Origin of the sequence: Paenibacillus sp. J14 (assembly GCF_000518465.1) — a bacterium.
In the GTDB taxonomy this organism is placed as follows: Bacteria; Bacillota; Bacilli; order Paenibacillales; family Paenibacillaceae; genus Fontibacillus; species Fontibacillus barengoltzii.
On the sequence record NZ_JADQ01000016.1, the window covers coordinates 52,420 to 77,761 of the forward strand.

Here is a 25,342-nt window from a genome sequence, read left to right on the forward strand (position 1 = left end):
TTCATGATTCGAGGACTTTTTGGATTTGCTCAGCGATCCGTCTTTGCGTCTCTTCATCCATGAGCGGCCAAATTGGCAGCGACAGCACCTCCGCAGACGCAGCTTCCGCTTCAGGAAGACAGAGCTCATTCGGTTGGTAGACCGGAAGCTTGTGGACCGGAACGGGATAGTACACGATCGAACTGATTCCTTCTGCAGCAAGTCCCTGCAAAAGTTCGTCTCTTCTTCCGTTTAATACTCGAATCGTATACTGGTGGTATACATGCTTGGCGTAGGAATGCTCCGTTGGCAACACGAGCCCCTCCATGCCGCCCAGCAGCTCCCGATAGCGCTCTGCGACTTGACTGCGACCTTGATTCCACTCTTCGATATAAGGAAGCTTGACCCGTAAAATGGCAGCCTGCATCTCATCTAAGCGGGAATTGAAGCCAATCATTTCGTTATAGTACTTCTTCTTCGATCCGTGAGCTCGCAGCATGGCAGCTTTCTCGGCCAGACCGTCATCATTCGTGACTAGCAGTCCTCCGTCACCATAAGCTCCGAGATTCTTGGACGGGAAGAAAGAGTAGCAACCAACATCTCCCAATGTGCCAGTCTTCTGCCCTTTATATTCCCCGCCAAAGGCTTGGGCAACATCTTCGATCACGACAAGTTGCCTACGTTGAGCCAGCTGAAGCAGCGGGTCCATGTCTACGGCGTGCCCAAATAGGTGCACCGGAATAATGGCCTTGGTCTTCTCTGTCAAAGCAGCTTCCAGCAATTCTACATTCAGGTTGTACGTCACCGGATCAATATCCACAAAAACCGGAACAGCCCCTACCCGACTAATCGCCTCAGCGGTAGCAAAAAACGTAAAAGGCGTAGTAATCACTTCATCGCCTTCACCAATCCCTGTCGCCAGCAGCGCAATCACCAGCGCATCCGTGCCAGAATTCACCGCCACAGCATGTTTGGCACCCAAGTAATCGGCCGCTTCCTTTTCAAATTGCTTGACGTTCTCTCCCATAATGAACGCCCCACGGTCTAGAACCTTCTCCAAAGCGCTCAGAATTTGTGGCTTCAATTGCTTCATCTCATAACTCATGTCGAGAACCGGGATTTTCTTATGGTGTACCGCTTGATTCACTCCGTCTTTGAGCATCGCTACACTTCCTTTGTTTTATGTACTGAGTTCTCACTTCGCTCATACTCACGTCCACATTCCTGGCAGATCGCTTTCAACCCGCTAAATGCAAGCGTAATCCCGCATTCGCATACCCAGCCCATTTGCCGGGCAGGCACTCCCGCTACGATGGCATATGGAGGAACATCGCGGTTTACCACAGCACCAGCCGCAACAAACGCCCACTCCCCAATTTCCACCCCGCACACGATGGTGGCATTGGCCCCAATCGACGCTCCTCTTCTTACTCGGGTCGGCCGATAATCGCTGCTCGTATTGCGAGGGAATGCCGAGCGGGGAGTCCGCACATTCGTGAAAACCATGCTGGGGCCGCAGAAGACATAGTCCTCCAAAATGACACCTTCATACACGGAAACATTATTTTGAATTTTGACACCATTCCCAATCGTGACCCTTGGCGCAACAAAGACGTTCTGTCCCAAGCTGCAGGAATGGCCGATTTCTGATCCTGAAGAGATATGAGAAAAGTGCCATACTTTCGTGTTCTCCCCAATGACAGCGCCCTCGTCAATCACCGCTGTGGGGTGTGCCCAATAATTTGTCATCCATTTCACTCCGTCCCTCATGCTATAACAAGTAATATTGCTCCGGCTTGGCATACCCGTTCATTGCATTGCGCGTATCCAGCAACAGTCGGCTGCTTTGACCGACCAGGTCATAATCGAATGCCGAATGATCTGTGGCAATGACGGTAATATCGGATTGGGCAAGCCTCTCTTGCGTCAGCTCCACGGTTTCGTAAGTTTGCCCGTGATACTTGAATGCCGGGATGTGTGGATCGCTTAGGATAACCTCTGCTCCTCGCGCTTCCAGCAGTTCCACAATTTTAAGAACCGGAGATTCCCGATAATCATCAATATCCTTCTTGTAGGCTACGCCAAGTAAATAGACGACAGATCCATAAAGTGGCTTCTTGTTGGTATTGAGAAGTTCAGCGATTTTCTGTACAACGAATTCCGGCATGGAGTTATTAATTTCACCGGCAAGTTCAATCAGACGAGTGTGGTAGTTATACTCTCTTGCTTTCCAGGTAAGATAGAAGGGGTCAATTGGAATACAGTGTCCGCCCAATCCCGGACCCGGGTAAAAGGCCATAAAACCATAGGGCTTCGTCTTCGCAGCTTCAATCACTTCCCAGACATTAATGCCCATCCGGTTACACAATATAGCCATCTCATTCGCTAACGCGATATTGATATGACGGAAGGTATTTTCGTATATCTTCTCCATCTCGGCCACTGCGGGGCTGGAGACTACATGCACTTCTCCATCCAACACCTGCTTATACAGCGCTTCGGCGATTTGGGAGCAGGACTTCGTGACGCCGCCGACGACTTTAGGGGTATTCTTCGTATTGAAATGCTTGTTGCCCGGGTCAATCCGTTCAGGCGAATAAGCCAGGAAGAAATCCTTCCCGCAGATCCATCCGGTGGATTCGAGGATCGGCTTCACGAGCTCCTCTGTCGTTCCGGGATAGGTCGTACTTTCCAGGACTACGAGCATCCCGGGATGAAGATATTTGGCAATTTCCTTCGCGGAATTTTCCACATAACTCGTATCCGGCTGCTGGTAAATGTCCAACGGGGTTGGCACACATATCGCAACCGTATCCACCATAGAGATGAAGGAGTAATCCGAAGTCGCCTGCAGTCGCCCGCTGTCTACCATCGTTTTGAGATCTTCATCCACTACATCCCCAATGTAGTTATATCCCCGGTTAACCATGTCCACCTTGTGCGGCTGGACATCAAACCCAATGACCTGGTATCCGGCCTTTGCCTTCTCTACAGCGAGCGGAAGCCCGACATACCCAAGTCCAATGACTCCGATCTTCGCTGTTTTGCTGTGAAGCTTATCCATCAATTCGGTACGATGATCTTGCGATTGCAGCATTGATTCACGCATAGCGCCCTCTCCCTTTCCTACATAACGACTTGTGGACTGCCATTTTCAACCATATCAATGACAAGCTTCAGTGCATTTCTGCCATCCTCCAGCGTGATGGCTGGCGGGCGGTGATCCCGGATGGCTTCCACCATATCCTCAATGATGCATTGATGTCCCGGTTTGCCAAAGGGGTCCCGTTCAATCTCGGAAATCAGCACCTCCGTCTCTTCCTTGGTCATCGAGGAGCAATTCCATTGCTTAATCCAATTGGCCGTTCTGCCGCCGATTTCCGCATATCCATGCTCTCCAAAAACAGCGATCGACTCCTCCAAATTTTGCTCATACACCGTCGTACATGCCTCGACAACCCCCAGATGTCCGCTCTCAAACCGAAGCACGGCGACCGCAACATCCTCCGATTCAATCTTCCGGAACCGGGTATCCACCAACGATTTCACTTCCTTCACCGGGCCAAAAAGCCAGATCAACAGGTCCAAACTATGGATCGCTTGATTCATCAAGACGCCTCCATCCATGGCCTTCGTCCCTCTCCATGGAGCCTGATCGTAATAGGCTTGACTCCGATTCCAGCGAACCGTTGCATTCACATGACTTAACTTGCCGAACATCCCTTGATCCAACGCGTGCTTTAATTGCCGAATGGCTGGCCGATAGCGGTTAGGATGAACCACCGTAACCAGGACCCCATTCTCTTCTGCTGCCGCTGCAATGCGGTCAGCATCTTCCAATGTTAACGTAACGGGCTTCTCAATGATCAGATGCTTCTTGGCCTTGGCCGCGGCAATGGCCATAGAAGTATGTAATCCGCTTGGCGTACAGATGCACACGACATCGATGTGAGGGCATTGTTGCAGCATCTCGTCCATGTTCAGATAAACCGGGACATTCCACTTCTCTTCCAGTTCAAGCAATCGTTGAGGGTTGTTATCACATAACGCCGTAAGTACCGCTCCATCCGTGCTATTTATCGATTCGATATGTTTGTTCGCAATATGGCCGCATCCGATAATCGCAAAGTGAATCATTAGAATTCCATCTCCTTTTCTCTCGGAGTTCGCCTTTGCTGACTGCGTTTGGAGCCCCCGCGCTTCTCCAGCAGCATCGAGACGCATAGCCCTGCAAATAGACCGATAAAGCCGCCGATCGCATAGTTCAAGATCTTCCGGGGGCTGACGGGAATTGAAGCCTCTTCCAGATTTGACTTGTCCAAAATCATGACACTGGAACTCTCCACCAGCTCTTTCGATTTCTGAATAAAGCTTTCGGCGAAGGCATTGGCAATGGCCACCGCATCCTGCGGATTGTCATGTGTGGCTTTGATAATAATTACTAGAGTGTCGGGGTCTGTCCTGACTTTGATCCGTTTTAATAATTCATATGCGGTTTCCTTGGTCTGTAGTTTATTTTTTGCTTCATTGGCAATAAATCGACTCTCAATCGCATCCTCATACGTTTTAGTTAACATCTGACTGGCCAAAAATTCGGTGTAAGTCCCCGCCTCGGTAGAAGCAATCGTAGCTACCAAGCTTGCAGTCGCTTGATATTGAGGTTTGGCCAGCGTATTAACCAAAAAAACGCCTCCCTCACAGACTAGAAGCGTAACAATAAAAGCAATCATGTGTTTTCTTAAGATTTTAAACAAACCGCTACTTTCCAATAGCTCCACCTCAGTCGATGTCAGAATATCACTCCAAAATAAGTCCCAGAAAATCCGTCATGAAAAAATAGGATAGGCATTTAAAACTAGGAAAATAGTCACCTAAATATAACCTTATATTAACACAAATTGCAATCAAGAGAAGAATGTTTTTTTTGACGCATTTGAGAGACAAACAAAAAACAGGTTTACGAAAAGACGATTGTCTCTTCATAAACCTGTTAAACTCTATCAAGTGATGATTTAATTATAAGTTCGATACTACCTTAACATTGACGTTCGATTTTGCCAGTTGGATGTTGAAGGCTTGTCCCTTAACGATGTTGTCCTTAACCACGATATCCTTCTGGATGCAATTCGCAAGATAGGTGGTCAGGTCGATTCCGCCCTTCGTTGTTTCAATCTTGTTGCCCTCGACCGTTCCGTTCTCCGCATTCTGCCAAGTCCAGATTCCTTTCTCGGCATGCTCGATCGTGTTGCTCGAAATGGTGAAGTTCTTCGTATTCCCTAAGCGAATGCCCGTTGTTCCCGCAATCACACTTTGCTGCCCCATTTTAATCTTGTTCCCTTTGATGGTCACATGATTAACGGTCTCATCGGCGCTGACTTCAATCGCAGCATAATAACTGCCAACCCCTTCAATGCGATTGTCCGAAATGCTGTTGTTCGAAGCGTAGACGCTGATGCCAGCGTACATGTCAGGAGCCAACTGACCTTTATCTTTACCTTCGTAATAGTTGTTATTGAGATAGGAGTTCGTGATGATATTGCCGCTGACCGTAATCCCTTGGGCGTAAATCTTGATCGCACGTTTAGCGTTGAAGCTGAAGGTATTGTTGGCAATCAAGCTGCCCACGTCCCGGCCCGTCCCACGATCCAGGTTCGGGTCTTCATAGAAAATCCCGTCCCCATCGTCGGCTGAACCGATGTGATGGATGTTGGAGTTCGTGATTCGAACGTTCGATGCAACCTTCTCTGCCGATCCCCAGGTTGTTGTAATATAGATGCCTCTGGAGATCAAGCTGCCGGCTGTCAGATTCACAGCCTTGATATTATAAATTTCAGAATTTGTGATTTCAATGTGATTGGTATCGCCATAAATGACAATCCCCGAGACGACACCCGTATAAAAATCGCTAGCCGGGTCACTGCTGTGCGTCGCATTGGCTGCCGCGATCCGATTCACTTTGACGAAGGAGCTGCCTCCCCCGATAACCAGAACACGATTTACGGCATGATTACCATCCAACATCAAGTCCGAGATTTCAATTCCAGTACCCGATGCATGGATCATTTCCCATCCAAATTTGTGAGCATCTGCTTGAATGACCGACTTCTTGCCTTCGCCTTTAAGCGTAGTTCCGCTCTCGACGATCAGCGTATTCACTGGATTCACCACGTAAGTGCCTTCAGGAAAATATACCGTTCCTTTGCTGCTTGCTGCGAGATCCAAAGCCCGTTGAATTGCCGACGTATCGTCAGTCACTCCATCGCCTTTGGCACCTTGGTCCTTCACATTAATCATTTGGGCGTCCTTTGGCTCAGCGTTCGCAGCAACCGGATTTATAGAGAAGTTAAACAGGAATCCGACTGCAACGACCAACGTGATAAGCACGAATTTCTTAATCGATTGATTTGCTGCCATAAAGGACACCTCAAATTCGATAGGATAAAAAATAGAAAGCCCCCGTTTCAGGAAGCCTTCTATCTCATCCTGAAAACTTTCGGGAACTGGCTGGCATGTGATCTGCGACCACGAAGCCCCTGTAGCTTTGCGTCCCGCACTTTCATGCGGTTTGCCTTTTCGATGTTCTCGTATTCAATTCTGAGGTTTGGAGTGGAGTCAATTTCTGAGGTTGGAGTCAATAAAAAAAGAACCAAATAACTATAGTTATAAGGTTCCTCATCGGAAACCTGTATGTAGGGAGCTGGCTGGCATGTGATCCTCGATCACGAAGCCCCTGTAGCTTTGCGTCCCACCCTTTCGAGCGGTTTGCCTTTATTCGACATTGCAGGCTTAAAATATGTTAGATTATGGTTCTATAGTAGCATATCCTCTATGAATCTGTAAACTAGCACTCTACTAATATTTTACTAGACGACAAAATGTTCCATTGGATACCTGATTCACATCCGGTCTTTATAGACAGAGGTTAATTCCTCCAGCACGTTCTCAATCGCATACGTCCCCGTAAGTAGATCTCGTCTTGCAGCTATCTCCTGCCGAAGCAAGGGATCGTGATATAACTGCAGAATCCGATCAGCAAAGGCATCGGCATCGCCGAGCTCGACCAGAAATCCATGGACGCCTTCCCCGACGAGGTCCCGGTTTCCCCTTACCCGAGTTGCCACCACAGGAAGGCCGCTGGCGATCGCCTCCATAATATTGACCGGCAAGCCCTCCTGCCGGCTCGAGGATACTGCTACATCCGCCAATGCGTAAATGTTCTCCATGTCCTTCCGGTGTCCGAGAAAGGTAACATAAGGTTCCAGCCCTTTCTCAGCAACGAGACTTTTGTAGAACGCCTCCAGTTTCCCTTTGCCGGCAAGCAGCAGCTGCACATTCGGAATGGCATCCTTCAATTTTTGGATCGTCTCCAGCAGGAGCGTCTGGTTCTTGCGATGAATCATTTCCGCCGCATATATGAGAACAAAACGGTCTTGTCCGACGCCATACTCTTCTCGCAATTGCCGCTTTTGCTCCGCTGTAGGCGGTTTAAATCTCTCGAAGCTGATCCCGACCCCATGCACAAAATGGATGAGCCCCGGTTTGAATTTCCCTCGCTTAGCCCGCTCGAAATCCTCATCATTCATCGTTACCAGAACGTCAGTATACCGAGAAAGCCACTTCTCCACCGGATAGTAGATCAACCAATTGATGCGAGAAGCCCCCTTGTAAAAATGAAAACCATGAGCAGTATAGACGACTTTCGTGCCTTTTCTTCGACTTTGGCGGGCAGCCAGTCTCGTTAACACTCCGCCCATAGGGGTATGACAATGAATAATCTCGTATCCCTGACTGTCGATAATTCTTTTTAGCTCCCGTAGAGCCTTGAGGTTATCCCTGCTATAGGGAGAACGCTGGATGGGAATATCAAACTGCTTGTCCGCCCATGGAACCGGCTCAGAACCATTCGCAGCCACATGAACCTCCCAGCCCTGATCCCGGAACCATTTCAAGTAAGGTAGATGAAATGCGTTAATGTGAGACACAACCGTAGCGCTAAATAACACCTTTTTGGGCACCCATACCATCCGCTTTCTAGTAATATAGTACCAAATATATCAGTCTTTATAGGGGAGTTCAATCGCTGTTCTATCATAAGTTTAGGGTGACTAGCCCATAGGGTTCTGATATATTAGTAGTTATCAAGTCCATACTCAAATCTACCTAATCATTTTTTCTCTCTCAGGACAACTTAAGGTCCACTCCTGCCTGCATAGAATAGACTCTCACATCATTTCTCTCATCATCTCACGACACTTTAGGAGCCGACCGGCACAACATCAGATCAGACAAAATTCAGAAGACTTGCATTTGCATGGTAATAGGCATAAGGAAATAGTATAAAAGTTCTACTTCGTGTTTACACCAGATTTGGAAAAAGCTATGATTAACTTATGGATAAGTAACCAATTGAGTCAACTATGGGGTGGAAATTGTGAAAGTTTTAATCACAGGAGGCTACGGCTTTATCGGTTCCTTTGTTGCCGAGAGATTTCTTCGAGAAGGACATCAGGTTGTCATTATAGACAATATTTCAACCGGCAATGTAAATCATATTAAGTTTCCTCATACTTCCTATATTTTGGATGTAGAGAGTCCGAATTGCGAAGCGGTCTTTGAGCAACACGAGATCGACGCAGTGATTCATCTTGCAGCCCAGGTCGATATTGTTACTTCTGTGGAGAACCCCTATGCTGATACGAAATCGAACATTTTAGGCCTTACGAACATGCTTCAACTTTCTGCCAAGTACCAAGTCCGGAAATTTATTTTTGCGTCATCTGCAGCTGTATACGGAACTACGCAAGAAATGCCACTGTCCGAATCCTATCTTTGCAAGCCGGTATCACCCTATGGAATTAATAAGCTTCTTGGTGAATATTACTGTGAGAAATGGAAAGAGCTCTACGACCTAAGCACGCTATGCTTCCGCTTCGCCAATGTATATGGACCTCGGCAAGGAACGATCGGCGAAGGCGGCGTCGTCTCCATCTTTATGGAGCGGGTGCGAGATGGGAAAGAGCTGGTCATCTATGGAACCGGAGAGCAGACACGAGACTTTATTTATGTGGAAGACGTCGCAGAGGCCATTTTTCTAGCTGCAGGCACCGAGCATTCGGGAGTGATGAATCTATCTACCTGTACAGAGAACTCGATCAATACGTTGATTGAGATCCTCTCCGAGCTTCATCCCTCACTCCCTAGTATCATTCGAGTGAATTCCCGCCCTGGAGATATCTACCGATCCGTTCTGAATAACGAGTTGCTGCGTTCCACCATCAACTGGACGCCAAAGTATTCCTTCAAGGAAGGACTGATCCAAACCTACGAATGGTTTATGCGGGAATCTCAAAGCTTGACGAAAAAGAAGAAAACCTCAACGAATTCTTCCACCTTGTATAACGACGAGCAGATCCAAAATGAATTGCTTGGCTCGGCCCTGTCCCGAAACATTCGAAGTCTCTACCTAAGTCAGAACGAGCTGTATCTGGAAGGGACCCCTGTGCTCAAGCCAGAAATTTTCACGGCGGTCATTCACTCCAGAATTCAAGCCAAGATGAAATTCGATACGGATTACGTTCTGCTCGCGATCACGAGCGAGGTCAGAGATAATGAACAGCTGCTTCATGCGGTTGATCGGACCCTGAGGGAGAATGATTATATCGGTTTAAGCGAGACCGGCACCCCACAAATTCTGCTGTCGAATGTCTCTCTGAACGATGCGGGCATTGTTATTGAAAGGCTGGCCCGGCAAGGAGTCGTTGCGGAAGTCATTTCCGGAACCAATCCTACGAAAGGAGATTCAAAGCAACGGAATGATGGAGCAAACAACACTGTCCAAATGGGCTGAATTTAACCGCCGGCGGTGGAATTGTCGAAGTGATTATCATCGGTTGCAGCTTCCCCAATCTGAGGTATACGGTGAAATGCTGCTGTTCATGGATGCAAAAGGGAGGTCGTACCTCCCGCCACAGAACCCCTACCACTTGACCTACTTTTATCCAACAGCCACAAGCAAGGCTTCACGATCGAATAAGCAATGGCATGAGGTCGCCAACCTCATGATTGATCGATTGTTGGAGCTGAAAGGGAGAGTTATTTTACATCTCCCCCCGCATATTGAGGATGTTCGTCCATTTACCTGGAGAGGCTTCAAGAGCGATGTTCGATATACATACCAAGTGGAATTGCCCTATCAGATTGAAGAGGCCAGCAAATCCATACGCAACAAAATCAAGAAGGCTTCTTCTTTAGGATATTACACTGTAAAAAGTAATAATATGGATCACGCATACCAATGCCTCATCGAAACCGAACAGCGTCAAGGGTTCAGTCATCAGCTCTCCGTGGAGGATCTGAAGCTGGCACAAGATTTGATGGGGGAAGAGGCGTTCCGCTGCTATATCTCCTATTCACCGGAAGGTGAACCGGTCAGCGCCAATATTTCGCTGCTGTTCCATCCTGAATGGGCTACCGGTTGGATCGCTGGAACCAAGAGTGCACACCTGCAGAACGGTGTGGTTCAGATGCTGCAGTTATTTGAATTTGAGGATCTGACCTCCATCGGTGTCAAAGGATTTGACTTCACAGGTGCAAATATTGAATCCGTATCTAACTCCAAAGCAAGTTGGGGAGGCGATCTGGTCCCATATTATGTCCTTCGACGCCCCTCCTTTAAGGATATTGCCCGCGCTGGAATAGATTGGCTTCAATTTAATTACAAGCAATCTCGCGGGAAGCGTTAGACATCCGACCCGAATAATGGGGCCGCTCCCTTTGCGGACGGATGTTTCAGATGAGACAGCCCAAAAACACCTCCAAGAACATGCGCTCCTTGTCATAAGATCGGGAGAGCATCTTGGAGGTGTTTTTTCATTGGATAGAAAAGAACCGAAGCACTAGGCCAGATTAATCCGTCGGATCGTCTCCATCGGCACCTTTGGTTCACGGCTCTCCGTCAACAAACCGTTCACTTCCTGCTGCACGTCGGTAATTTGCGTATAGCAGTAGCCGCAGATGGCATCAATCGATTTAATCGCATTCGTGATGCTCTCAAAGCGTTCGAGAAACGCTTCTTCACTGCTCACCTGGTTGCCGTAGCCCCAACCCGACTCCGATTGGAAGGCGATCCCGCCGAACTCCGTTACGAGAATGGGTTGACCGCGGTAGGCGTACCCCTGTGCGAGTGCATACTTCCAATTGTTAAACGAAATGTTGTTCCCGGTGACCGCCTCCATATCCTTGTAACGCTCCAGGAAGCGGCTTCCCGATTCCTCATAATCGTGCAGGGTCAGAATGTCCGATACCGTATGCTCCCACCCGTCATTCGTTATTACGGGACGATAAGGGTCGATCGCTTTGGTCAGGTGATAAATCCCCTCGGTAAACTCCTGCTGCTTGCGGTCGGTCATAATATTCGCTATCCCCCAAGACTCGTTAAACGGAACCCAGGTGATAATACTTGGGTGATTGTACTGCTGACGAACAATTTCCACCCATTCTTTCGTAAACGCCTCAACTGCTTCATCATTAAACTCAAACGTCGCCGCCATCTCCGACCAGACGAGCAGCCCTTTGACGTCGCACCAATACAAGAACCGGGCGTCTTCGATCTTCATATGCTTGCGCACGCCGTTATAGCCCATCGCCAGGATTTTATCAATATCCTCCAGAATCGCTTCCTCGGAAGGCGGCGTTAAGTGCGAGTCCGGCCAATAGCCCTGATCCAGAATCAAGCGTTGATAAATCGGTGAATTGTTCAGCAGCACCTTGCCGTTTTCAATCGAGATCTTCCGCACTCCGAAATAGGAATAGACATGATCCACGACCTGACCGTCCCGGTACAGAATAAACTCCACATCATACAGATTGGGACGCTGCGGCGACCACTCGCTAAATTTCCACGGCCCTGACGCTTCATGCAGCAAATCCGCATCCGCCCGAAGCCAGGGCCGGTCAATAGCAAGTCGCATCCGCTTCACCGTTTGCCCTTTCAGAGAGATGACAGTTTCCAACTCCAACGGGCTGTCGCCCTTCAAATCGCCTGCCACCTGATATTCGAAGGTGACCGATCGGCGGTCGAAGTCAGGGGTGATTTTCACGGCATCCACATGTGCCGAGTCCACAAATTCCATCCAGACCGTCTGCCAAATCCCCGTCGTTTGGACGTAGAAGCACTCGAAGTTATCGTTCTGCCAGCGCTGTTTCCCGCGAGGCTGAGTGCAGCTATCGCTGTCCTCGACCTTAACCGACAGCACATTTTCGCTGCCAAAGGTCACATATGGCGTGATGTCAAAAGAGAACGCGGCATACCCGCCCTGATGCTGCCCAACATAGACGCCGTTAACCCACAGCTTGGCCCGATAATCTACGGCTTGAAAATGAAGGATCGCTCGCTTCCCCGCCGCCTCGGCTGGGAGCGTTAACTTCTTCTCATACCATACCTGAGGGTGAAACGTCTCCTCCCCGATCCCGCTCAGTTTGGTTTCGTACGTAAACGGCACCCGGATCTTGCGATCGGCCTGCAAATCCACGTACCAGTTCTCCCGCTCACCGACATTGTCATCGTCAAAGCGGAAGTCCCACTCTCCATTCAGATTGATCCATTGCTCCCTTACAAATTGCGGTCTGGGGTAATCTTTGATATACATTTGAGTTGTCATAGGTTTACTCCTTTTCCTCTATCTATCTCGTCTCTCTCACTTGCATCTCCCTAAAGCTAAATGTCGAACCAATACTCCGCAGGCCTGCTCTTCCATGGAAGAAAGGATCGGAATCCGTATAATCCATCACGGGTTCCTCCTCCTGCCCCCAGAAGACTCGAATGCGGGAACCCTCCATTACTACACGCAACATATAAGTCTGCCCGGGTTCCATCTGAACGCGTCCGCTGCTCACCGCCAGCGCCCCGTAATTGAGCTTCAACAGCTGCAGCTGTCCATCGTAAAGGCTAATCGCATAGCCCATCGCCGAGTCCTGCACCTGATGCGGAAAATAAGACTCGTTCGTCGTACGAACGAAGACCTGGCTTTCCCCGGTCATCCCATCCGGAACGTCAACTTGCACGGACAACTCATAGTCATCCCAAGCCGCATTGCCGACGAACAAGCGATCATCCGGCCCTCCGCTGCCTCTAAATCCGCCGTCAATGGCTTCAAACGTGCCGTAAAGATCCTCGGCTTCCACCGAATCGAACAGGTTAGTCCCTTCTTCCGATACTTCCTCCGAGGCATAGAATGTCACATCTTTAAAAGCCACTTGTCCCTTGCGCAGCTTGATTGTCAGCGGTTGATAGCCCTTCGGAAGCTCCATCGCTCCCAGCTTGATCGTCTTCCACTCCGCATCGGCATCCGGTGCAATGTCAAAGGTTTGCTTCACGTTCCCGCTGCTCACTTCAATCTTGGCTGCTTCCTCCGAGGTCAACAGGCGCATCGTTACACCATAGGTTCCGGCCTGGGCCACGTTAACCTTATAGGTCAGCCAATCCCCTGCCTGCTCCAGCTTCACAAAATAACTGCGATCCTCCGCCATGCCAATGGAAACCCCATCAGTCTTCCGATACTCCACCTCAGCAGCAGCAGACGATTTTACCTGGAAACCGCGGCCGGCGTCCTTCAAGTAATGGACCGCTTCCACGCTGCCCGGAAGAGGTTTATACACTTCGAAGTCACTGCTCCCGTTCACATCGTTGGAGAACGCGGTATACGAATACACCGGATCAGCACCGGAGGCTGCGTACCCGATCCGGCCCTGAATCGCAGCTTGCTGCGGCAGGTTGAACTTCTGCATCTGGTCGAAGTAAACGCGCACTGAGCTGCCGTCATTTTCCACACGCAAGGTATGAAGTTTCGTATAGTCGAATTCCTCCGGCAATTGAAGATTGCTCAGCGTCTGAGCTTGCCCCTGACTGACCTGCATCACCGCCAACTCACCGCTTCCGGGCTTCAAGCGCGCAGACCAGTAATTGTCCGAATCAACATAGGCAAAAATTGCATCCACATAAGCCTCTTTATCCTCCACTAGCTGCTTCAAGCTCAGGTTGTATTCGGCGGTAAATCCGGCGTTCGTTTCCGCTTGGCTTATCCATCGGCGGGTCCCGTCCGGCAGCGTCTCCTCCTCCCAGTCCGCCTGAGCCTCCGGCTGATCCAACCGGCTTCGGAAATCCGCTTGCTTGGGCACCGGCTGAGGGGTATTCGTCGGCCCCAGCACTTCCATCCGGTCACCGTTAAACACGATACGATCGATATCCATCTGCCGCACCGGCGGACCTTCCGCGGAAGCGCCAACCAAATTGTGATACACCATATAGTAGGAATCCAAATCCGGCCCCACAAAGCTCGAGCTGTGACCTAGACCCACGAAAGAGCCGGAAGTATGAATGACTAACGGGTTATTTTCCGGCACCTGATAATCTCCTGTGGGGTCGTCGTGGGCTACGGCATAGTTAATTCGATACCCTTTGCTGAACACATGGTTTCCGGTGTAGGTCATATAATAAGTGCCGTTTCGCTTGATAATGGTCGAGCCTTCCGTCCAATGGCCAAGATAAGCGTTGGTCGTCGTCCCGAGATCCATCGTGTAGGGGTCCGTCATCGGATGAATGACGATGCCTTGATCCCCTGCATGCGTGAAATACCACTTGCCGTTATCATCAATAAAAACCGAGCCGTCGATGCTGAGCCCCAAATTTTCCGTTTGAACCTCAAACGGCCCGGTTGGACTGTCGCTTCGTAACACGTAATGCCCGTTCCCCGCCGGCGAGGTGTACATATAGAAATAACCGTTCCAATACACCACTTCGGGGGCATAGGCCCCTGTCGTGATTGGATCCTCGGTGACCAGGCCTTCCGGAGTCCAATGAATCAGGTCCTCGGAGCTCCAGCCTTTGATCCCGGGGCGGCCGTCCTTTGTACTGCAATAGAGATAGTACTTTCCGTCATGGCGAAGGATATAGGGATCGCCAATGCCGTAATCCTCCCATTCCTCGGGCAAGGTAAAGGGGTTCTGATAAGTTGGATCCTGTTCGCTGTACATTTCGATCTTCACCTCTTCGTTCGAGCTGCATGAACCGAGAACAAAAGCCAGACAGACGGCGGTACATAAGCTTGCCAGCATCCGCTTCTTCCTACGCCTAGGCATGTGACGCTTCATGTTCGCCCCCTATCCCTTCAACCCGCTGATCGCCAACGACTCAACAAAATACTTCTGGCAGAAGAAGAACACCAGGATGACCGGAACCATAGCAATCACGGAGGCGGACATAATCAGCGGATAATCCGAATTGCTGATGTACATCGATTGGAGCGAAGCAATCATAACTTGGATCGTCTGCTTCTCCGGCGTGTGCAAATAAATCAATGGGCCGAGGAAGTCGTTCCAGATCCCCATGAAGCCCAGCGCCGCTTGAGCCGCAATCGCCGGTTTGGCGATCGGCAGCGCGATTTGGGCGAACGTTCGGAAGAATCCGCTCCCGTCCAGCTTCGCGGCCTCAATCAACTCTGTGGGAATCGAGCCTTGCATAAATTGCCGCAGGAAAAAGACCACCACAATGTTGCCAAATAGCCCGGGGATAATTAGCGGCAGCAATGTGTCCACCCAATCCAATTCGGAGAACCCGATAAACTGCGGGATCATCGTCACCGAATACGGGATCATCATCGTGCCGAGCAAGCACATAAAAATCGTTTCTTTGAACGGAAAATCCACCTTGGCAAACGCATAAGCCGCCATCGTCGAAATAAACAAACCAATCGTCAGGACGAAAACGACGATCAACGCACTATTGAGAAAGCCGTGTAATATCGGCGCCTCGGACCAAACGCCCTTATAGTTAGCGAACGTCATCGGATCCGGAATCCATTTGGGCGGAAGGTCGAAGACATTTTTCTTCTCCTTCAGGGAGGTGGAGAGCGACCAGGCCAGCGGGGCCAGCATGATGATCGAACCAATCAATAAGATCAGGACATTAATGCTCAGGGTTATTCGACGTTTCAGCAGCATAATCACGCCTCCATTGCTTAAGTCTCAAGGTACGCCTCCTAATCGTTGTAGATCCAACGTTTGGACAAACGGAATTGGAGCAGCGTCAGGATGAAGATAATGATGCCCAGCACCCAGGCCAACGAGCTGGCGTAGCCCATATTGAAATACTCAAATGCATGCTGATAAATATAGAAGACCACCGTTGCCGCGCTGAATTCGGGGCCGCCGTCCGCCGCCATCACGTAGATCTGGCTGAACGCCTGGAACGTGCCGATGACGCCCATGACTACGATGTAAAAGTGGATGTTCGATAGGAGCGGAAACGTAATCTTGGTGAATTTCTGAAACCCGTTCGCCCCGTCCACCTCGGCCGCCTCATAGTAGCTTCGGGAGATCGATTGCAACCCGGCCAGATAGAGCACCATATTGCCGCCGATGCCGCCCCACAACCCCATCAAGATCAAGGAAGGCTTGATCCAACGTGGATCACCAAGCCAGTTCGGGCCGGTGATATGGAACCCATTCCATAACATCTGATTTAGCAGCCCATAGTCTTGGTTTAAGATCCATTGCCACAAGAGGGAGACCGCGATGATCGGCGAGATCACCGGGATGTAATAGATCGTCCGAAACACCGAAATCCCTTTGATTTTCTGGTTCATGAGGATGGCCAGCAGCAGCGACAAGAGCATGCCGAGCGGAATGCCAATCAGCATAAACACCGTGTTGAACAGCGATTTGTATACTTTTTCGTCCTTAAACAAGTCCACGTAGTTGGCCAATCCAACAAATTTGGGGGATGATACCATGTCCCACTGGGTTAGGCTCAATACGGCAGATGCGACTAACGGAGCAAGGCCAAAAATCAAGAAGCCAAGCACCGGCACCGCGACGAAGCCGTAAGCCCATAGGATCTCCTTGCGCCGAAAACCGGGGATTTTATTGGTCATGACCCTTCTTCCTTCCCGCGAAAGAATTAAGAGAAGGTGAAAGCAGTACGCATCTGGCTTCCACCTTCCTTTGTTCGTTGTTATACCAGGTTACTTGTTCCCTTTGTCGTACAGCTCTTGCAACTTAGGCGCAATTTCTTTGACGAATTCGGCTGCCGTCTGCTTGCCAGTCCACACCTTGCTGGCTTCTTGGTTGAAGGTATCCAGCCATTGCGTGTCCTTGGAACCGTATTCGACCGTCGGACGCCCATATTCGATAATGTCAAGGAAGACCTGCTTATGCTCCGGCGCTTTGCCGTTGTTTAAGTAATCATTGGTCGCCATATCAATCAGGTTCGGGACAGCTTGACCCAGATCCATGTTTTGCTTCTGACCTTCAGGGTCCAGGGACAAGAAGGCCGCCAGGTTAAACGCTTCTTGTGGATGCTTGGATTTGCTGGAGAGTGCGAAGCCCATCGAGCCCAGCCAAGTCGACGTTTTTCCCGTGTTCGGACTGGCTGGCCATGGCGCGATATCCCAGTTGAAAGGCAAATCCCAGAAAGCCGGCTGGTCCCAAGGGCCAAGCGGGAACATGCCGATCTTGCCCGCAACGAACCGCGAATAGCTGTTCATCGCCTTCTCATCATCCGCAGAAGGACTGACATGATGCTTCAGATTGAGATCGGCGATAAATTGCATCGCTTCGGCAAACTCCGGCGAATCCACCTTGATCGTCCCGGTCGCATAGTCGATGTAATCTCCGCCGTTGCCCCATACGGCAGCTTCCAGAGGGAAGCCCGCTCCGCCGAAAATATCCACCTTACCGTCGCCGTTCGTATCCTTCGTGACCGCTTGAGCGGCTTTCAGGTAATCGTCCCAAGTCCAACCGCCCGGCTCCGCCGAAGGATATTCCGCTCCGGCTTCATCAAAGAGATCCTTGTTGTAGGCCATCGCCCATGGACCTACGTCCTTCGGAAGTCCGTACAAATCTCCGGTGCCCAGCGTCTTCCCGTCATACCGGTAACGGTCAAGCCCTTGCTTCCATACGTTGTTGGGATCAAACAACTCCGTGTTATCCAAGTAGCTTTGAATGTTGAGAATCGTACCGGCTTCCGCATATTTATAGAAGGCTGATCCAGAGAGATAGAAGATATCCGGCGCTTTCCCGGAGGCTACCAGTGTCGTAAGCTTCTGATGGTATTCCGCCGGCGGTACGCTCGTGTAGTTCACTTTTACATTGGGATATTTCTTTTCAAAGGATTGGATTAATGTGGTAAAAATTTTCTTCTCGTTAGGATCCCCGTGCCCCATGAAGGAAATTTCCACCTTCTCGTCTGAGGTTGTCTGCTGCCCGTTGGATGCGCGATCATTTGGGTTTCCCGTTTCCTGCGAGGCATTGGCCGAGCCCGAGTTGCTGCTGGAGCTAGAGCCACAGCCTGTAAGCGCTACCAACATGGTCATGACCAAACACACCGCGATGATTGCCAAGCGATTGGTTTTCACGTGCATAACCTCCCTATTGAATTTTCGTAAATGGGTATCGCGGCTACGAACGGTTTATTCAGCTTATCTTTGCAGGACTGTAACCGCTTTACATTTTGCATTTTAGTATATCCGCCCGTACATTAGTATACTTTATTTAGTATATAATATATTTTTTATAATCAATTCTACAGGAATCGTCACTCTTCGCGGATTGGAGCGCCCCTCCATCTGCTCCAGCAAACATTCCACGGTATGCTTGCACATCGTAGCGATATCCTGCTCCACATAATGGATGCCGGGTCTCCCTGGCTCGTCGAATCCGAAGAGCGTAAAATCCTCCGGTACCCTCTTGCCCAAACGAAGCAGCGCATCATAGGCATAGTTTGTGAGCTGAGCGTTCATGACGAAGGCTGCTGTAATCTCGGGATGCGAACGGAAGAAGTCATAGATCATTTCCTCGCCGTTTCCGTTATGGATATCGTTGATATTGAGGATGCACCATTGGTTTTTGTTGATCGGCAATTGGTTCTGATAGAAGGCCCGTTCGAAACCGGCCGCGCGGTCTTCCGTGACGGTATTCGTGATCACCGGAGAGATCAAGGCGATATTCCGATGCCCCTGCTCCAGCAAGTAGCTCACGGCGTTGAAGGTGCCCTTCTCATTATCCGCGCTGACGCTGTAGGTTCGGATATCTTTCAAATAGCGGTCGATCAGAACCAGCGGGAACTTGTCGATGGACAGGCGCAAAATATCCTCGTTGTAGTTCTCCTCCTCCGTCGGAAAGATCACCATCCCCTTTACGCCGTTGCGATTAAACGCTTCGATCGCTTCGCTCTCGTTCCGTTGCGATTCCCTCGAAATGCTAAGCGTGAGTTGGTAACCGGACGCCCAGGCAAACCGTTCGATATTGTCCACGATCCGCTGCTCCACCTTCGTTTGCAGCGTTGGGATAATCAAGCCAATGGTGCCTTTGTAAGGTGTCCCCGTACGCTGCGCCGTTCCAGCCGTGTTCAAGACCTTCCAAACCTCTTCATTCACGAAGGTGCCCTTGCCTTGATGCCGGGTTAAAATGCCTTCATCCGCCAGGCCGATCAAAGCGTTCTTGCTCGTGATTTGGCTGACATGATACTCCTCGGCCAGCTCCTTCTCCGACGGAATACGATCCCCTGGTCTGAGCTCCCCGGATAGGATGCGTTCCTTAATATCGTCCTGAATCTGCTTATATAGGGGTAAATTCTTCACCATAGACCACTCCCACTGAACCAGATATAACATATATATACTTAGTATATTATTTATTTTATTTTTGTCTATGAGAAGATCTAAAGTCGTAAATGAAACGAAAAAAAAGTACGCCCCTCACCTGAGAGACGTACCTGGATGGCTCACTTTTTCTTCTTGCGAACAAACGCGGCGGTGGCGTTCCCGCCGCCGTTCTTGCCCTTGCCGCCGCCCCGTTTGCGGCTTGGGGCGGCCTCCCCGGCGCCCTCGTCGCGGGCGCCGATGAAAATCCCGCTCGCGGACGTCTTCTTGCGCCGCGAGCTTTTGCCCTCGCCGGTCCGGTATCGAGGACCGGCATCGCGGGCGACGGCGACCGTCCCGGAGGCATAGCCTCCCTTGCCGGAGCCGAAGCCAAACATCGGCGCCGGCGCGCTCGCCGCGGCGCCGGTGCCCTCGCCCGCGCTGCTGTCTGCGCGGGCCTCCGCGCGGCCAAGCGCGATGCCGCCGCTGCCTTTGGCAGCGCCGCCGCGCTTGCCGCGCTTCCCGCCGGGGGTGCCCACCCCGGCGTCCTCATCGGCGGCGACGAAGTCCGCCGCCGCAGCACGGCCGGGCTTGCCAGCGCCGCGGCCGCCCTTGCCTTTGCCGCCGCCGGCTTTGCCTCGGCCGGCGTCCTTGCCCTTGGCGGCCTTGTTGCCCCGGCCGCCCCAGCCGCCGTCGCCGCGCGCGCCGGCGAAATCCCCGCGTTGCCGCGGCTTCATGTCGACCATCTCAAAATCAATCGTATGGTCGTCCATATTCACGCGGGCCACGCGGATTTTCACCTCGTCGCCGATCCGATAGATCTTCGACGTCCGTTCCCCGATCAGCGCCATATGCTGCTCGTGGAAATGATAATAGTCATCCGTCATCGCACTAAGCCGGATCAGCCCTTCCACCGTGTTCTCCAGCTCGACGAACATACCAAAGCTCGTTACACTGCTGATAATGCCGGTGAATTCCTCCCCGACCTTGTCCAGCATGAACTCCGCTTTCTTGAGCTGTTCCGTATCGCGCTCCGCCTCCACGGCGACGCGCTCCCGCTCAGACGACTGCTGCGCGATGTCCTGCATGCGGCTGGCCAAATACTCCATCCGCGCTTCGCTTAGCGTCCCGCCGCTCTCAATCACCTCGCGGATGACCCGGTGGATGACCAAGTCCGGATACCGCCGAATCGGCGAGGTGAAGTGCGTATAGAACTCCGCCGCCAGCCCGAAATGCCCGGTGCTTTCCGCATCATACTTCGCCTGCTTCATGGAACGCAGCATCATCGTGCTGATCACCGTCTGTTCCTTCGTTCCCTGAATATCCTCGAGCAGTGTTTGCAGCGCACGCGGATGCACCTTATTGCCCTTGCCGCCTTTGACCGTATAACCGAAGTTAGCGACGAACGCCAGGAAATTCATTAACTTCTCTTGATCCGGATCCTCATGGATCCGATAAATAAACGGCACCTTCAGCCAATAAAAATGCTCCGCCACCGTTTCGTTTGCGGCCAGCATGAACTCCTCGATGATCTGTTCCGCGATCGAACGCTCGCGCTTCACGATATCCACCGGCTTGCCGTTCTCATCCACGATCACCTTTGACTCCACGAAGTCGAAGTCGACCGCCCCGCGCCGCATGCGGTTTGCCCGCAGCTTCAGCGCCAGCTCCTTCATCAATTTGAACGTATCCACGAGATCCGCATACCGTTCCGTAACTTCTGGATCTTCCTCCTCCAGAATCTTGCGCACGTTCGTGTAAGTCATTCGCTCCTTCGTACGGATCACGCTGGTGAAAATATCGTGCTTCACGACCTTCATCATCTCGTTAAACTCCATTTCACAAGACAACGTGAACCGATCCACTTGCGGATTCAACGAACAGATCCCATTGGACAAGCGGTGCGGCAGCATCGGAATAACGCGGTCTACCAAGTATACGCTGCAGCCGCGGTTATAAGCTTCCTGATCGAGCTTTGAATTCTCGCGCACATAATACCCAACGTCCGCGATATGGACGCCCAACTTAATATTCCCATTGGGCAGACGCTCAACATTTACGGCGTCATCCAGGTCCTTCGCATCCTCACCGTCGATCGTCACGATCACTTTGTCGCGTAAGTCTCGCCGTCCTTGACGAACGATCTCCGCCTCATCGATCACGTCGGGAACTTCCTGCGCTTCCGCCATCACGTCATCCGGAAAAGCTTCCGGCAACTGATGCTTGCGGATGATCGACAAAATATCAACGCCTGGATCGTCCTTATGCCCTAAAATCTCGATGACCCGACCAACCGCCGCAGACCGTCCCTCGGGATACTCTACGATTTCAGCTACGACTTTCTCGCCATCAACCGCACCGCCAAAGCCTTCCCGCGGGATGAACAGATCCTTGTTGATCCGTTTATCGTCCGGAATCACAAAACCAAACGATTCGTTGTTCTGGAAAACGCCCACCACTTGCGTAATGGCCCGGTGTACAATGCGTACGACCTCACCTTCCAGCTTGCCGCCAGCCACACTCTTCGAGCTGACGCGCACCAACACCGTATCGCCGTTCATCGCACTCTTCAAATCATTGGCATGAATATAGACGTCCGGATGGTCACGATCCTCCGGGATCAGAAACGCAAAACCCTTGGGATGGGCTTGCAAACGCCCGCGCACCAGGTCCATGCGTTCCGGAACCCCATATCGATGAGTGCGAGTAAGAATAATTTGTCCACTTTGCTCTAACCGGTTGAGCATTTTCAGGAATTCCTTGAAATCGGCAGCATCGGTGATCCCAAAATGCTCCTCCAACTCCTGATACGTCATCGGTTTATATGCCGTTTCCCGCATAAAAGCGAGCAATTCTTCTTCCGTAATTACTTTCAAATGATTTCACCTCAAACCCGGCTCATCCCGCAGGGGCCGGGGTGTTATTTTGCATGATGTTTCCATGATCTTCCTTGCGGTGTATATCCCCTAGTATACACGAAATTCGGGTTTGGCATCCGTTTTCGCCCGGGAATGGATGAAATCGCTTGAATTTCATGAAAGAGCCTTCATTTTTATGAAAAATCAACCGACATTATAAAGTAGGAATTCCATGTATTAGGAGAGGGAGAGGGTATGGAGAATAATCAAATTCTGCAACGACGCAATAAGTTATTCGTCAAAATTATATGGGGGATGGTCGCACTCGGCGTCCTGACCGACATTATGATCCAGGTGGATAGTAAAGTTTTATTGACCTTGATCATCGTCGGCGGAATTTGTTGCTCCATCGCAACCTACATGACTTACGCCAACAAAGGAACCCGCTACGTCATGTTTGTCATTCCCGTAATTACCTCATTATTGACTTTTCTGCTGATCTATCAAGATCCCGATCCGATCATCAGCACGTATCTGCTCGTCTATGTATGTATCGGCATTATGACGTTGTATTCGAACTACAAACCGATCATTTTGTCTGGTGTTTTGGGAATGGGGATTACCATTTATTTTTTCAACGTTCCCTTCTACCACGATAAATTATTCCCCCGCGAGTCGCTGAGCTACTTGCTGCTATTCCTGGCGTTCCTGACTGTTGCTCTAGTTTTTGCCGCCCGGTTCAGCGAACGTCTGCAGAAGGATGTATTAACTCAGCAGAAGGACACGATGGAAGCAAAACGCCGCAGTGACGAGCTGCTTTCGAAACTGCAAGCTTCGCTGGAAGTTCTAGGACGTCTGAGCACTCAGCTGCGGGAGAACGTAACCGTCACAGGTTCCATCTCCAAAGAAATTACAACGACCTTTGGCAGCGTCTCCTCAACCTTGGAACGGCAGACGCTGGGGTTACAATCTACGACCCAATCGGTGCAGGAGGTTGGAGGAGCTGTAGAGGTCACCGCCGAGATCTCGGCCCGTCTTCAAGAGTTGTCCACGGACATGCTGAATAATACGGAAGCCGCCGGGGCGAAGATGAACGCCTTATCCGCACATATACAGCATCTGCAGCAGATCATTAACGACACCGTCACCCAAATGCAGAAGCTTCGGGATCAAAACGAACAAGTCAGCCAAATTGTTGATACAATCCATGGCATCTCTGCCCAAACGAACCTGCTGGCGATGAACGCAGCGATTGAAGCGGCTCATGCCGGAGAGCATGGCAAAGGCTTTGCGGTGGTCTCCTCGGAAATTCGCAAACTGGCAGAGAACTCACAGCAAGCCACCCAGCGGATTAACGAGATTCTGGCAGACGTCATTGGGCAAATCAACAACGTTGCTGAACAGATCACCCTCGGCTCCACAGCGGTTCATTCCGGACAGGAAGAAGCCCAAGAAGTCCAAAGCTACATGGGCAAAGTGTCTGACAATGCCCGCACAGTGAACGAGCAATCGGGTGAAGTCGATCGCTCGGTACGGCAGATGCAGGACCGGTATACCAGCATTATGGCGGAAGTGATGGAGATTGCCGAGAGCACCGAGCACAATATGAGTGCCGCGCAGCAAATCCTAGCTGGCATCGAAGCGCAAGACAGCAAAATTCACGAGATTGTAAGACACTATCAAGATCTCGACAACTTGATTCTCACCCTATCAACCACGGCCGCAGGGGTTACGACACAGGAGAGCACTCCTCAACCACCAACGGTGCCGTCCGGTTCCTCATCAGGAGGAAGCGAACCTACTTCGAATTCGGCAGCCCCAGAAGTGAAGACGAATCAAGCTGAGCAGGTTTCCGTTTCGGCGGAACCTGCCAAAGAACCTGTTTCAGTAGGCTAGCAAACAACACGCAAAAAAAGGCTTGCCTCTTAGGCAAGCCTTTTCTTTTTATATGGATTATGTAGATAAGACCGTATTCATATTCATGGACTTGATCGTTTCTAAATACCAGTCAAACCGCTCTGGGTGCTCATAAAACTCTGAGGCATGAATAATGGCCGGTATGACGTCATCCCCTTTATAGAATTGGCGTTCCCCGACCTGGGTCAATGGTACATGAAAAGAGATCCGAAGTGCTCGGAACAAGGTGGGCTCAAGCAAGGTGACGTAATGGCGAATCCCGTTCTGCTCAGCAAACAACACGATCGTTGCTAGCAATCGGTTCAGGTTGCGGCCGCGATACTGCTTCAGCAGCGCGACTTTATCCACCTCAGCGATCTCCCCTGGCCCAGAGCATAGGATCGCCGGATGATCATCAAATGGCGCCAATTGATTTAACAGCCCGTCCGATTTCGGGACATAGGGTTTAAACTCTACGGTGCCCACCGGCACCCCCGCCTCGTCATAGACGAGACAACGACCTAAGACGTCCTCAGCAAACTCCGGCTCAAAGCCTTTTTCCATCCAGGCCTCCATCCAAATCGAGTGAAACAAGGTTCCTTCCTCCAGCGTTTCCACTAGCTTGTACAAATTCCTTCCTCCTCTCATTGCATGTACCAAAATTGTAATATTTTAACGACTATTGAACCACGAAAATCCTACATAATCTAACATATATTGCTAAAAAATTCCTTTCAAAATTGTTACACTTTTCTTTCAGAACTAAAAACAAGGTTCTCTTACCGTGTCTTCACGACGTGCAGAGCGGTATCATTCAGGCGCTTAAACTTTTGTCGTTGTCGGTCAGTTCTTTGTTGAAGCAATACGGATCTCCCTCTTTATTTACATTTTTCGCTGTCATCAAGTCCAACCCTTATCCCATTCCTCCCCCTATTTTACTGATTATCCCTTTGGTTCAGGTGGGATGTTCTACGA

The 25,342-nt window shown here is 50.6% G+C and carries 18 protein-coding genes and 2 riboswitches; of the genes, 3 read left to right on the top strand and 15 right to left on the bottom strand.

Annotated features, from left to right (window positions below; genetic code table 11):
- Position 1 precedes the first annotated feature (1 nt).
- The 7 genes from M891_RS0108275 to M891_RS0108305 form a co-directional block, all read right to left on the bottom strand.
- A complete protein-coding gene (locus M891_RS0108275; protein ID WP_051416876.1) occupies positions 2–1,141 on the bottom strand; it encodes a DegT/DnrJ/EryC1/StrS family aminotransferase in 1,140 nt (379 codons plus the stop codon).
- 2 nt (positions 1,142–1,143) lie between these two features.
- Positions 1,144–1,728 carry an acyltransferase gene (locus M891_RS0108280; RefSeq protein WP_016313980.1) on the bottom strand — a complete coding sequence of 195 codons (585 nt, stop codon included), beginning with the start codon at positions 1,726–1,728 and terminating at the stop codon, positions 1,144–1,146.
- Positions 1,729–1,750: 22 nt separating this feature from the next.
- Positions 1,751–3,088 carry a nucleotide sugar dehydrogenase gene (locus M891_RS0108285; protein WP_084628851.1) on the bottom strand — a complete coding sequence of 446 codons (1,338 nt, stop codon included), beginning with the start codon at positions 3,086–3,088 and terminating at the stop codon, positions 1,751–1,753.
- Positions 3,089–3,105: 17 nt separating this feature from the next.
- Positions 3,106–4,116 (bottom strand): Gfo/Idh/MocA family protein, encoded by a 1,011-nt coding sequence (locus M891_RS0108290; RefSeq protein WP_028538494.1) that lies wholly within the window; start codon positions 4,114–4,116, stop codon positions 3,106–3,108.
- Complete coding sequence (locus M891_RS0108295; protein ID WP_028538495.1) at positions 4,116–4,661, bottom strand: YveK family protein; 546 nt, start codon at positions 4,659–4,661, stop codon at positions 4,116–4,118. The genes M891_RS0108290 and M891_RS0108295 overlap by 1 nt, the downstream gene beginning before the upstream one ends.
- 334 nt (positions 4,662–4,995) lie before the next feature.
- Entirely contained in the window at positions 4,996–6,393 is a 1,398-nt protein-coding gene (locus M891_RS25280) for a glycosyl hydrolase family 28-related protein (protein ID WP_028538496.1), read from the bottom strand.
- Between the two features lie 78 nt (positions 6,394–6,471).
- A riboswitch (cyclic di-GMP riboswitch) is annotated at positions 6,472–6,559 on the bottom strand.
- A 109-nt stretch (positions 6,560–6,668) separates the two neighbouring features.
- Positions 6,669–6,756, bottom strand: a riboswitch (cyclic di-GMP riboswitch).
- A gap of 119 nt (positions 6,757–6,875) precedes the next feature.
- A complete protein-coding gene (locus M891_RS0108305) occupies positions 6,876–8,003 on the bottom strand; it encodes a glycosyltransferase family 4 protein (protein WP_051135004.1) in 1,128 nt (375 codons plus the stop codon).
- A 407-nt stretch (positions 8,004–8,410) separates the two neighbouring features.
- Here M891_RS0108305 and M891_RS23555 point away from each other — a divergent pair, with 407 nt between their 5' ends.
- Positions 8,411–9,826: an NAD-dependent epimerase/dehydratase family protein gene (locus M891_RS23555; RefSeq protein WP_051416877.1), complete on the top strand. Its 1,416-nt coding sequence runs from the start codon at positions 8,411–8,413 to the stop codon at positions 9,824–9,826.
- Positions 9,827–10,037: 211 nt separating this feature from the next.
- Complete coding sequence (locus M891_RS0108315; RefSeq protein ID WP_198032022.1) at positions 10,038–10,721, top strand: GNAT family N-acetyltransferase; 684 nt, start codon at positions 10,038–10,040, stop codon at positions 10,719–10,721.
- Between the two features lie 153 nt (positions 10,722–10,874).
- Here the strand turns inward: M891_RS0108315 and M891_RS0108320 are convergent, their stop codons facing one another.
- From M891_RS0108320 to rnr, 7 genes are all read right to left on the bottom strand, one after another.
- Positions 10,875–12,638, bottom strand: coding sequence for a glycoside hydrolase family 2 (locus M891_RS0108320; RefSeq protein ID WP_028538498.1), 1,764 nt, complete (start codon positions 12,636–12,638; stop codon positions 10,875–10,877).
- A 22-nt stretch (positions 12,639–12,660) separates the two neighbouring features.
- The gene (locus M891_RS0108325; RefSeq protein ID WP_028538499.1) at positions 12,661–15,090 is read right to left on the bottom strand and encodes a family 43 glycosylhydrolase; all 2,430 of its coding nucleotides are present in this window, start codon (positions 15,088–15,090) and stop codon (positions 12,661–12,663) included.
- Between the two features lie 45 nt (positions 15,091–15,135).
- Positions 15,136–15,975 carry a carbohydrate ABC transporter permease gene (locus M891_RS0108330; protein ID WP_036699738.1) on the bottom strand — a complete coding sequence of 280 codons (840 nt, stop codon included), beginning with the start codon at positions 15,973–15,975 and terminating at the stop codon, positions 15,136–15,138.
- 38 nt (positions 15,976–16,013) lie between these two features.
- The gene (locus M891_RS0108335; protein ID WP_028538501.1) at positions 16,014–16,907 is read right to left on the bottom strand and encodes a carbohydrate ABC transporter permease; all 894 of its coding nucleotides are present in this window, start codon (positions 16,905–16,907) and stop codon (positions 16,014–16,016) included.
- A gap of 90 nt (positions 16,908–16,997) precedes the next feature.
- Positions 16,998–18,389, bottom strand: a complete 1,392-nt coding sequence (locus M891_RS0108340) for an ABC transporter substrate-binding protein (RefSeq protein WP_028538502.1) — start codon at positions 18,387–18,389, stop codon at positions 16,998–17,000.
- A gap of 132 nt (positions 18,390–18,521) precedes the next feature.
- Complete coding sequence (locus tag M891_RS0108345) at positions 18,522–19,616, bottom strand: GntR family transcriptional regulator (RefSeq protein WP_232228312.1); 1,095 nt, start codon at positions 19,614–19,616, stop codon at positions 18,522–18,524.
- A 140-nt stretch (positions 19,617–19,756) separates the two neighbouring features.
- Entirely contained in the window at positions 19,757–22,453 is a 2,697-nt protein-coding gene (gene rnr / locus M891_RS0108350; RefSeq protein WP_036699763.1) for a ribonuclease R, read from the bottom strand.
- Between the two features lie 273 nt (positions 22,454–22,726).
- Between rnr and M891_RS23560 the strand changes: the two genes are divergently transcribed.
- Entirely contained in the window at positions 22,727–24,367 is a 1,641-nt protein-coding gene (locus tag M891_RS23560; protein ID WP_051416878.1) for a methyl-accepting chemotaxis protein, read from the top strand.
- 57 nt (positions 24,368–24,424) lie between these two features.
- Here M891_RS23560 and M891_RS0108360 read toward each other — a convergent pair whose 3' ends face one another.
- A complete protein-coding gene (locus M891_RS0108360) occupies positions 24,425–24,997 on the bottom strand; it encodes a GNAT family N-acetyltransferase (RefSeq protein WP_028538505.1) in 573 nt (190 codons plus the stop codon).
- Positions 24,998–25,342 lie beyond the last annotated feature (345 nt).

Excerpts from the sequence above, each read along its gene's own strand:
- M891_RS0108275 (WP_051416876.1), bottom strand. The coding sequence starts at position 1,141 with ATGCTCAAAGACGGAGTGAATCAAGCGGTACACCATAAGAAAATCCCG.
- M891_RS0108280 (WP_016313980.1), bottom strand. The coding sequence starts at position 1,728 with ATGACAAATTATTGGGCACACCCCACAGCGGTGATTGACGAGGGCGCT.
- M891_RS0108285 (WP_084628851.1), bottom strand. The coding sequence starts at position 3,088 with ATGCGTGAATCAATGCTGCAATCGCAAGATCATCGTACCGAATTGATG.
- M891_RS0108290 (WP_028538494.1), bottom strand. The coding sequence starts at position 4,116 with ATGATTCACTTTGCGATTATCGGATGCGGCCATATTGCGAACAAACAT.
- M891_RS25280 (WP_028538496.1), bottom strand. The coding sequence starts at position 6,393 with ATGGCAGCAAATCAATCGATTAAGAAATTCGTGCTTATCACGTTGGTC.
- M891_RS0108305 (WP_051135004.1), bottom strand. The coding sequence starts at position 8,003 with ATGGTATGGGTGCCCAAAAAGGTGTTATTTAGCGCTACGGTTGTGTCT.
- M891_RS0108315 (WP_198032022.1), top strand. The coding sequence starts at position 10,038 with ATGATTGATCGATTGTTGGAGCTGAAAGGGAGAGTTATTTTACATCTC.
- M891_RS0108320 (WP_028538498.1), bottom strand. The coding sequence starts at position 12,638 with ATGACAACTCAAATGTATATCAAAGATTACCCCAGACCGCAATTTGTA.
- M891_RS0108325 (WP_028538499.1), bottom strand. The coding sequence starts at position 15,090 with ATGCTGGCAAGCTTATGTACCGCCGTCTGTCTGGCTTTTGTTCTCGGT.
- M891_RS0108330 (WP_036699738.1), bottom strand. The coding sequence starts at position 15,975 with ATGCTGCTGAAACGTCGAATAACCCTGAGCATTAATGTCCTGATCTTA.
- M891_RS0108335 (WP_028538501.1), bottom strand. The coding sequence starts at position 16,907 with ATGACCAATAAAATCCCCGGTTTTCGGCGCAAGGAGATCCTATGGGCT.
- M891_RS0108345 (WP_232228312.1), bottom strand. The coding sequence starts at position 19,616 with ATGGTGAAGAATTTACCCCTATATAAGCAGATTCAGGACGATATTAAG.
- rnr (WP_036699763.1), bottom strand. The coding sequence starts at position 22,453 with ATGCGGGAAACGGCATATAAACCGATGACGTATCAGGAGTTGGAGGAG.
- M891_RS23560 (WP_051416878.1), top strand. The coding sequence starts at position 22,727 with ATGGAGAATAATCAAATTCTGCAACGACGCAATAAGTTATTCGTCAAA.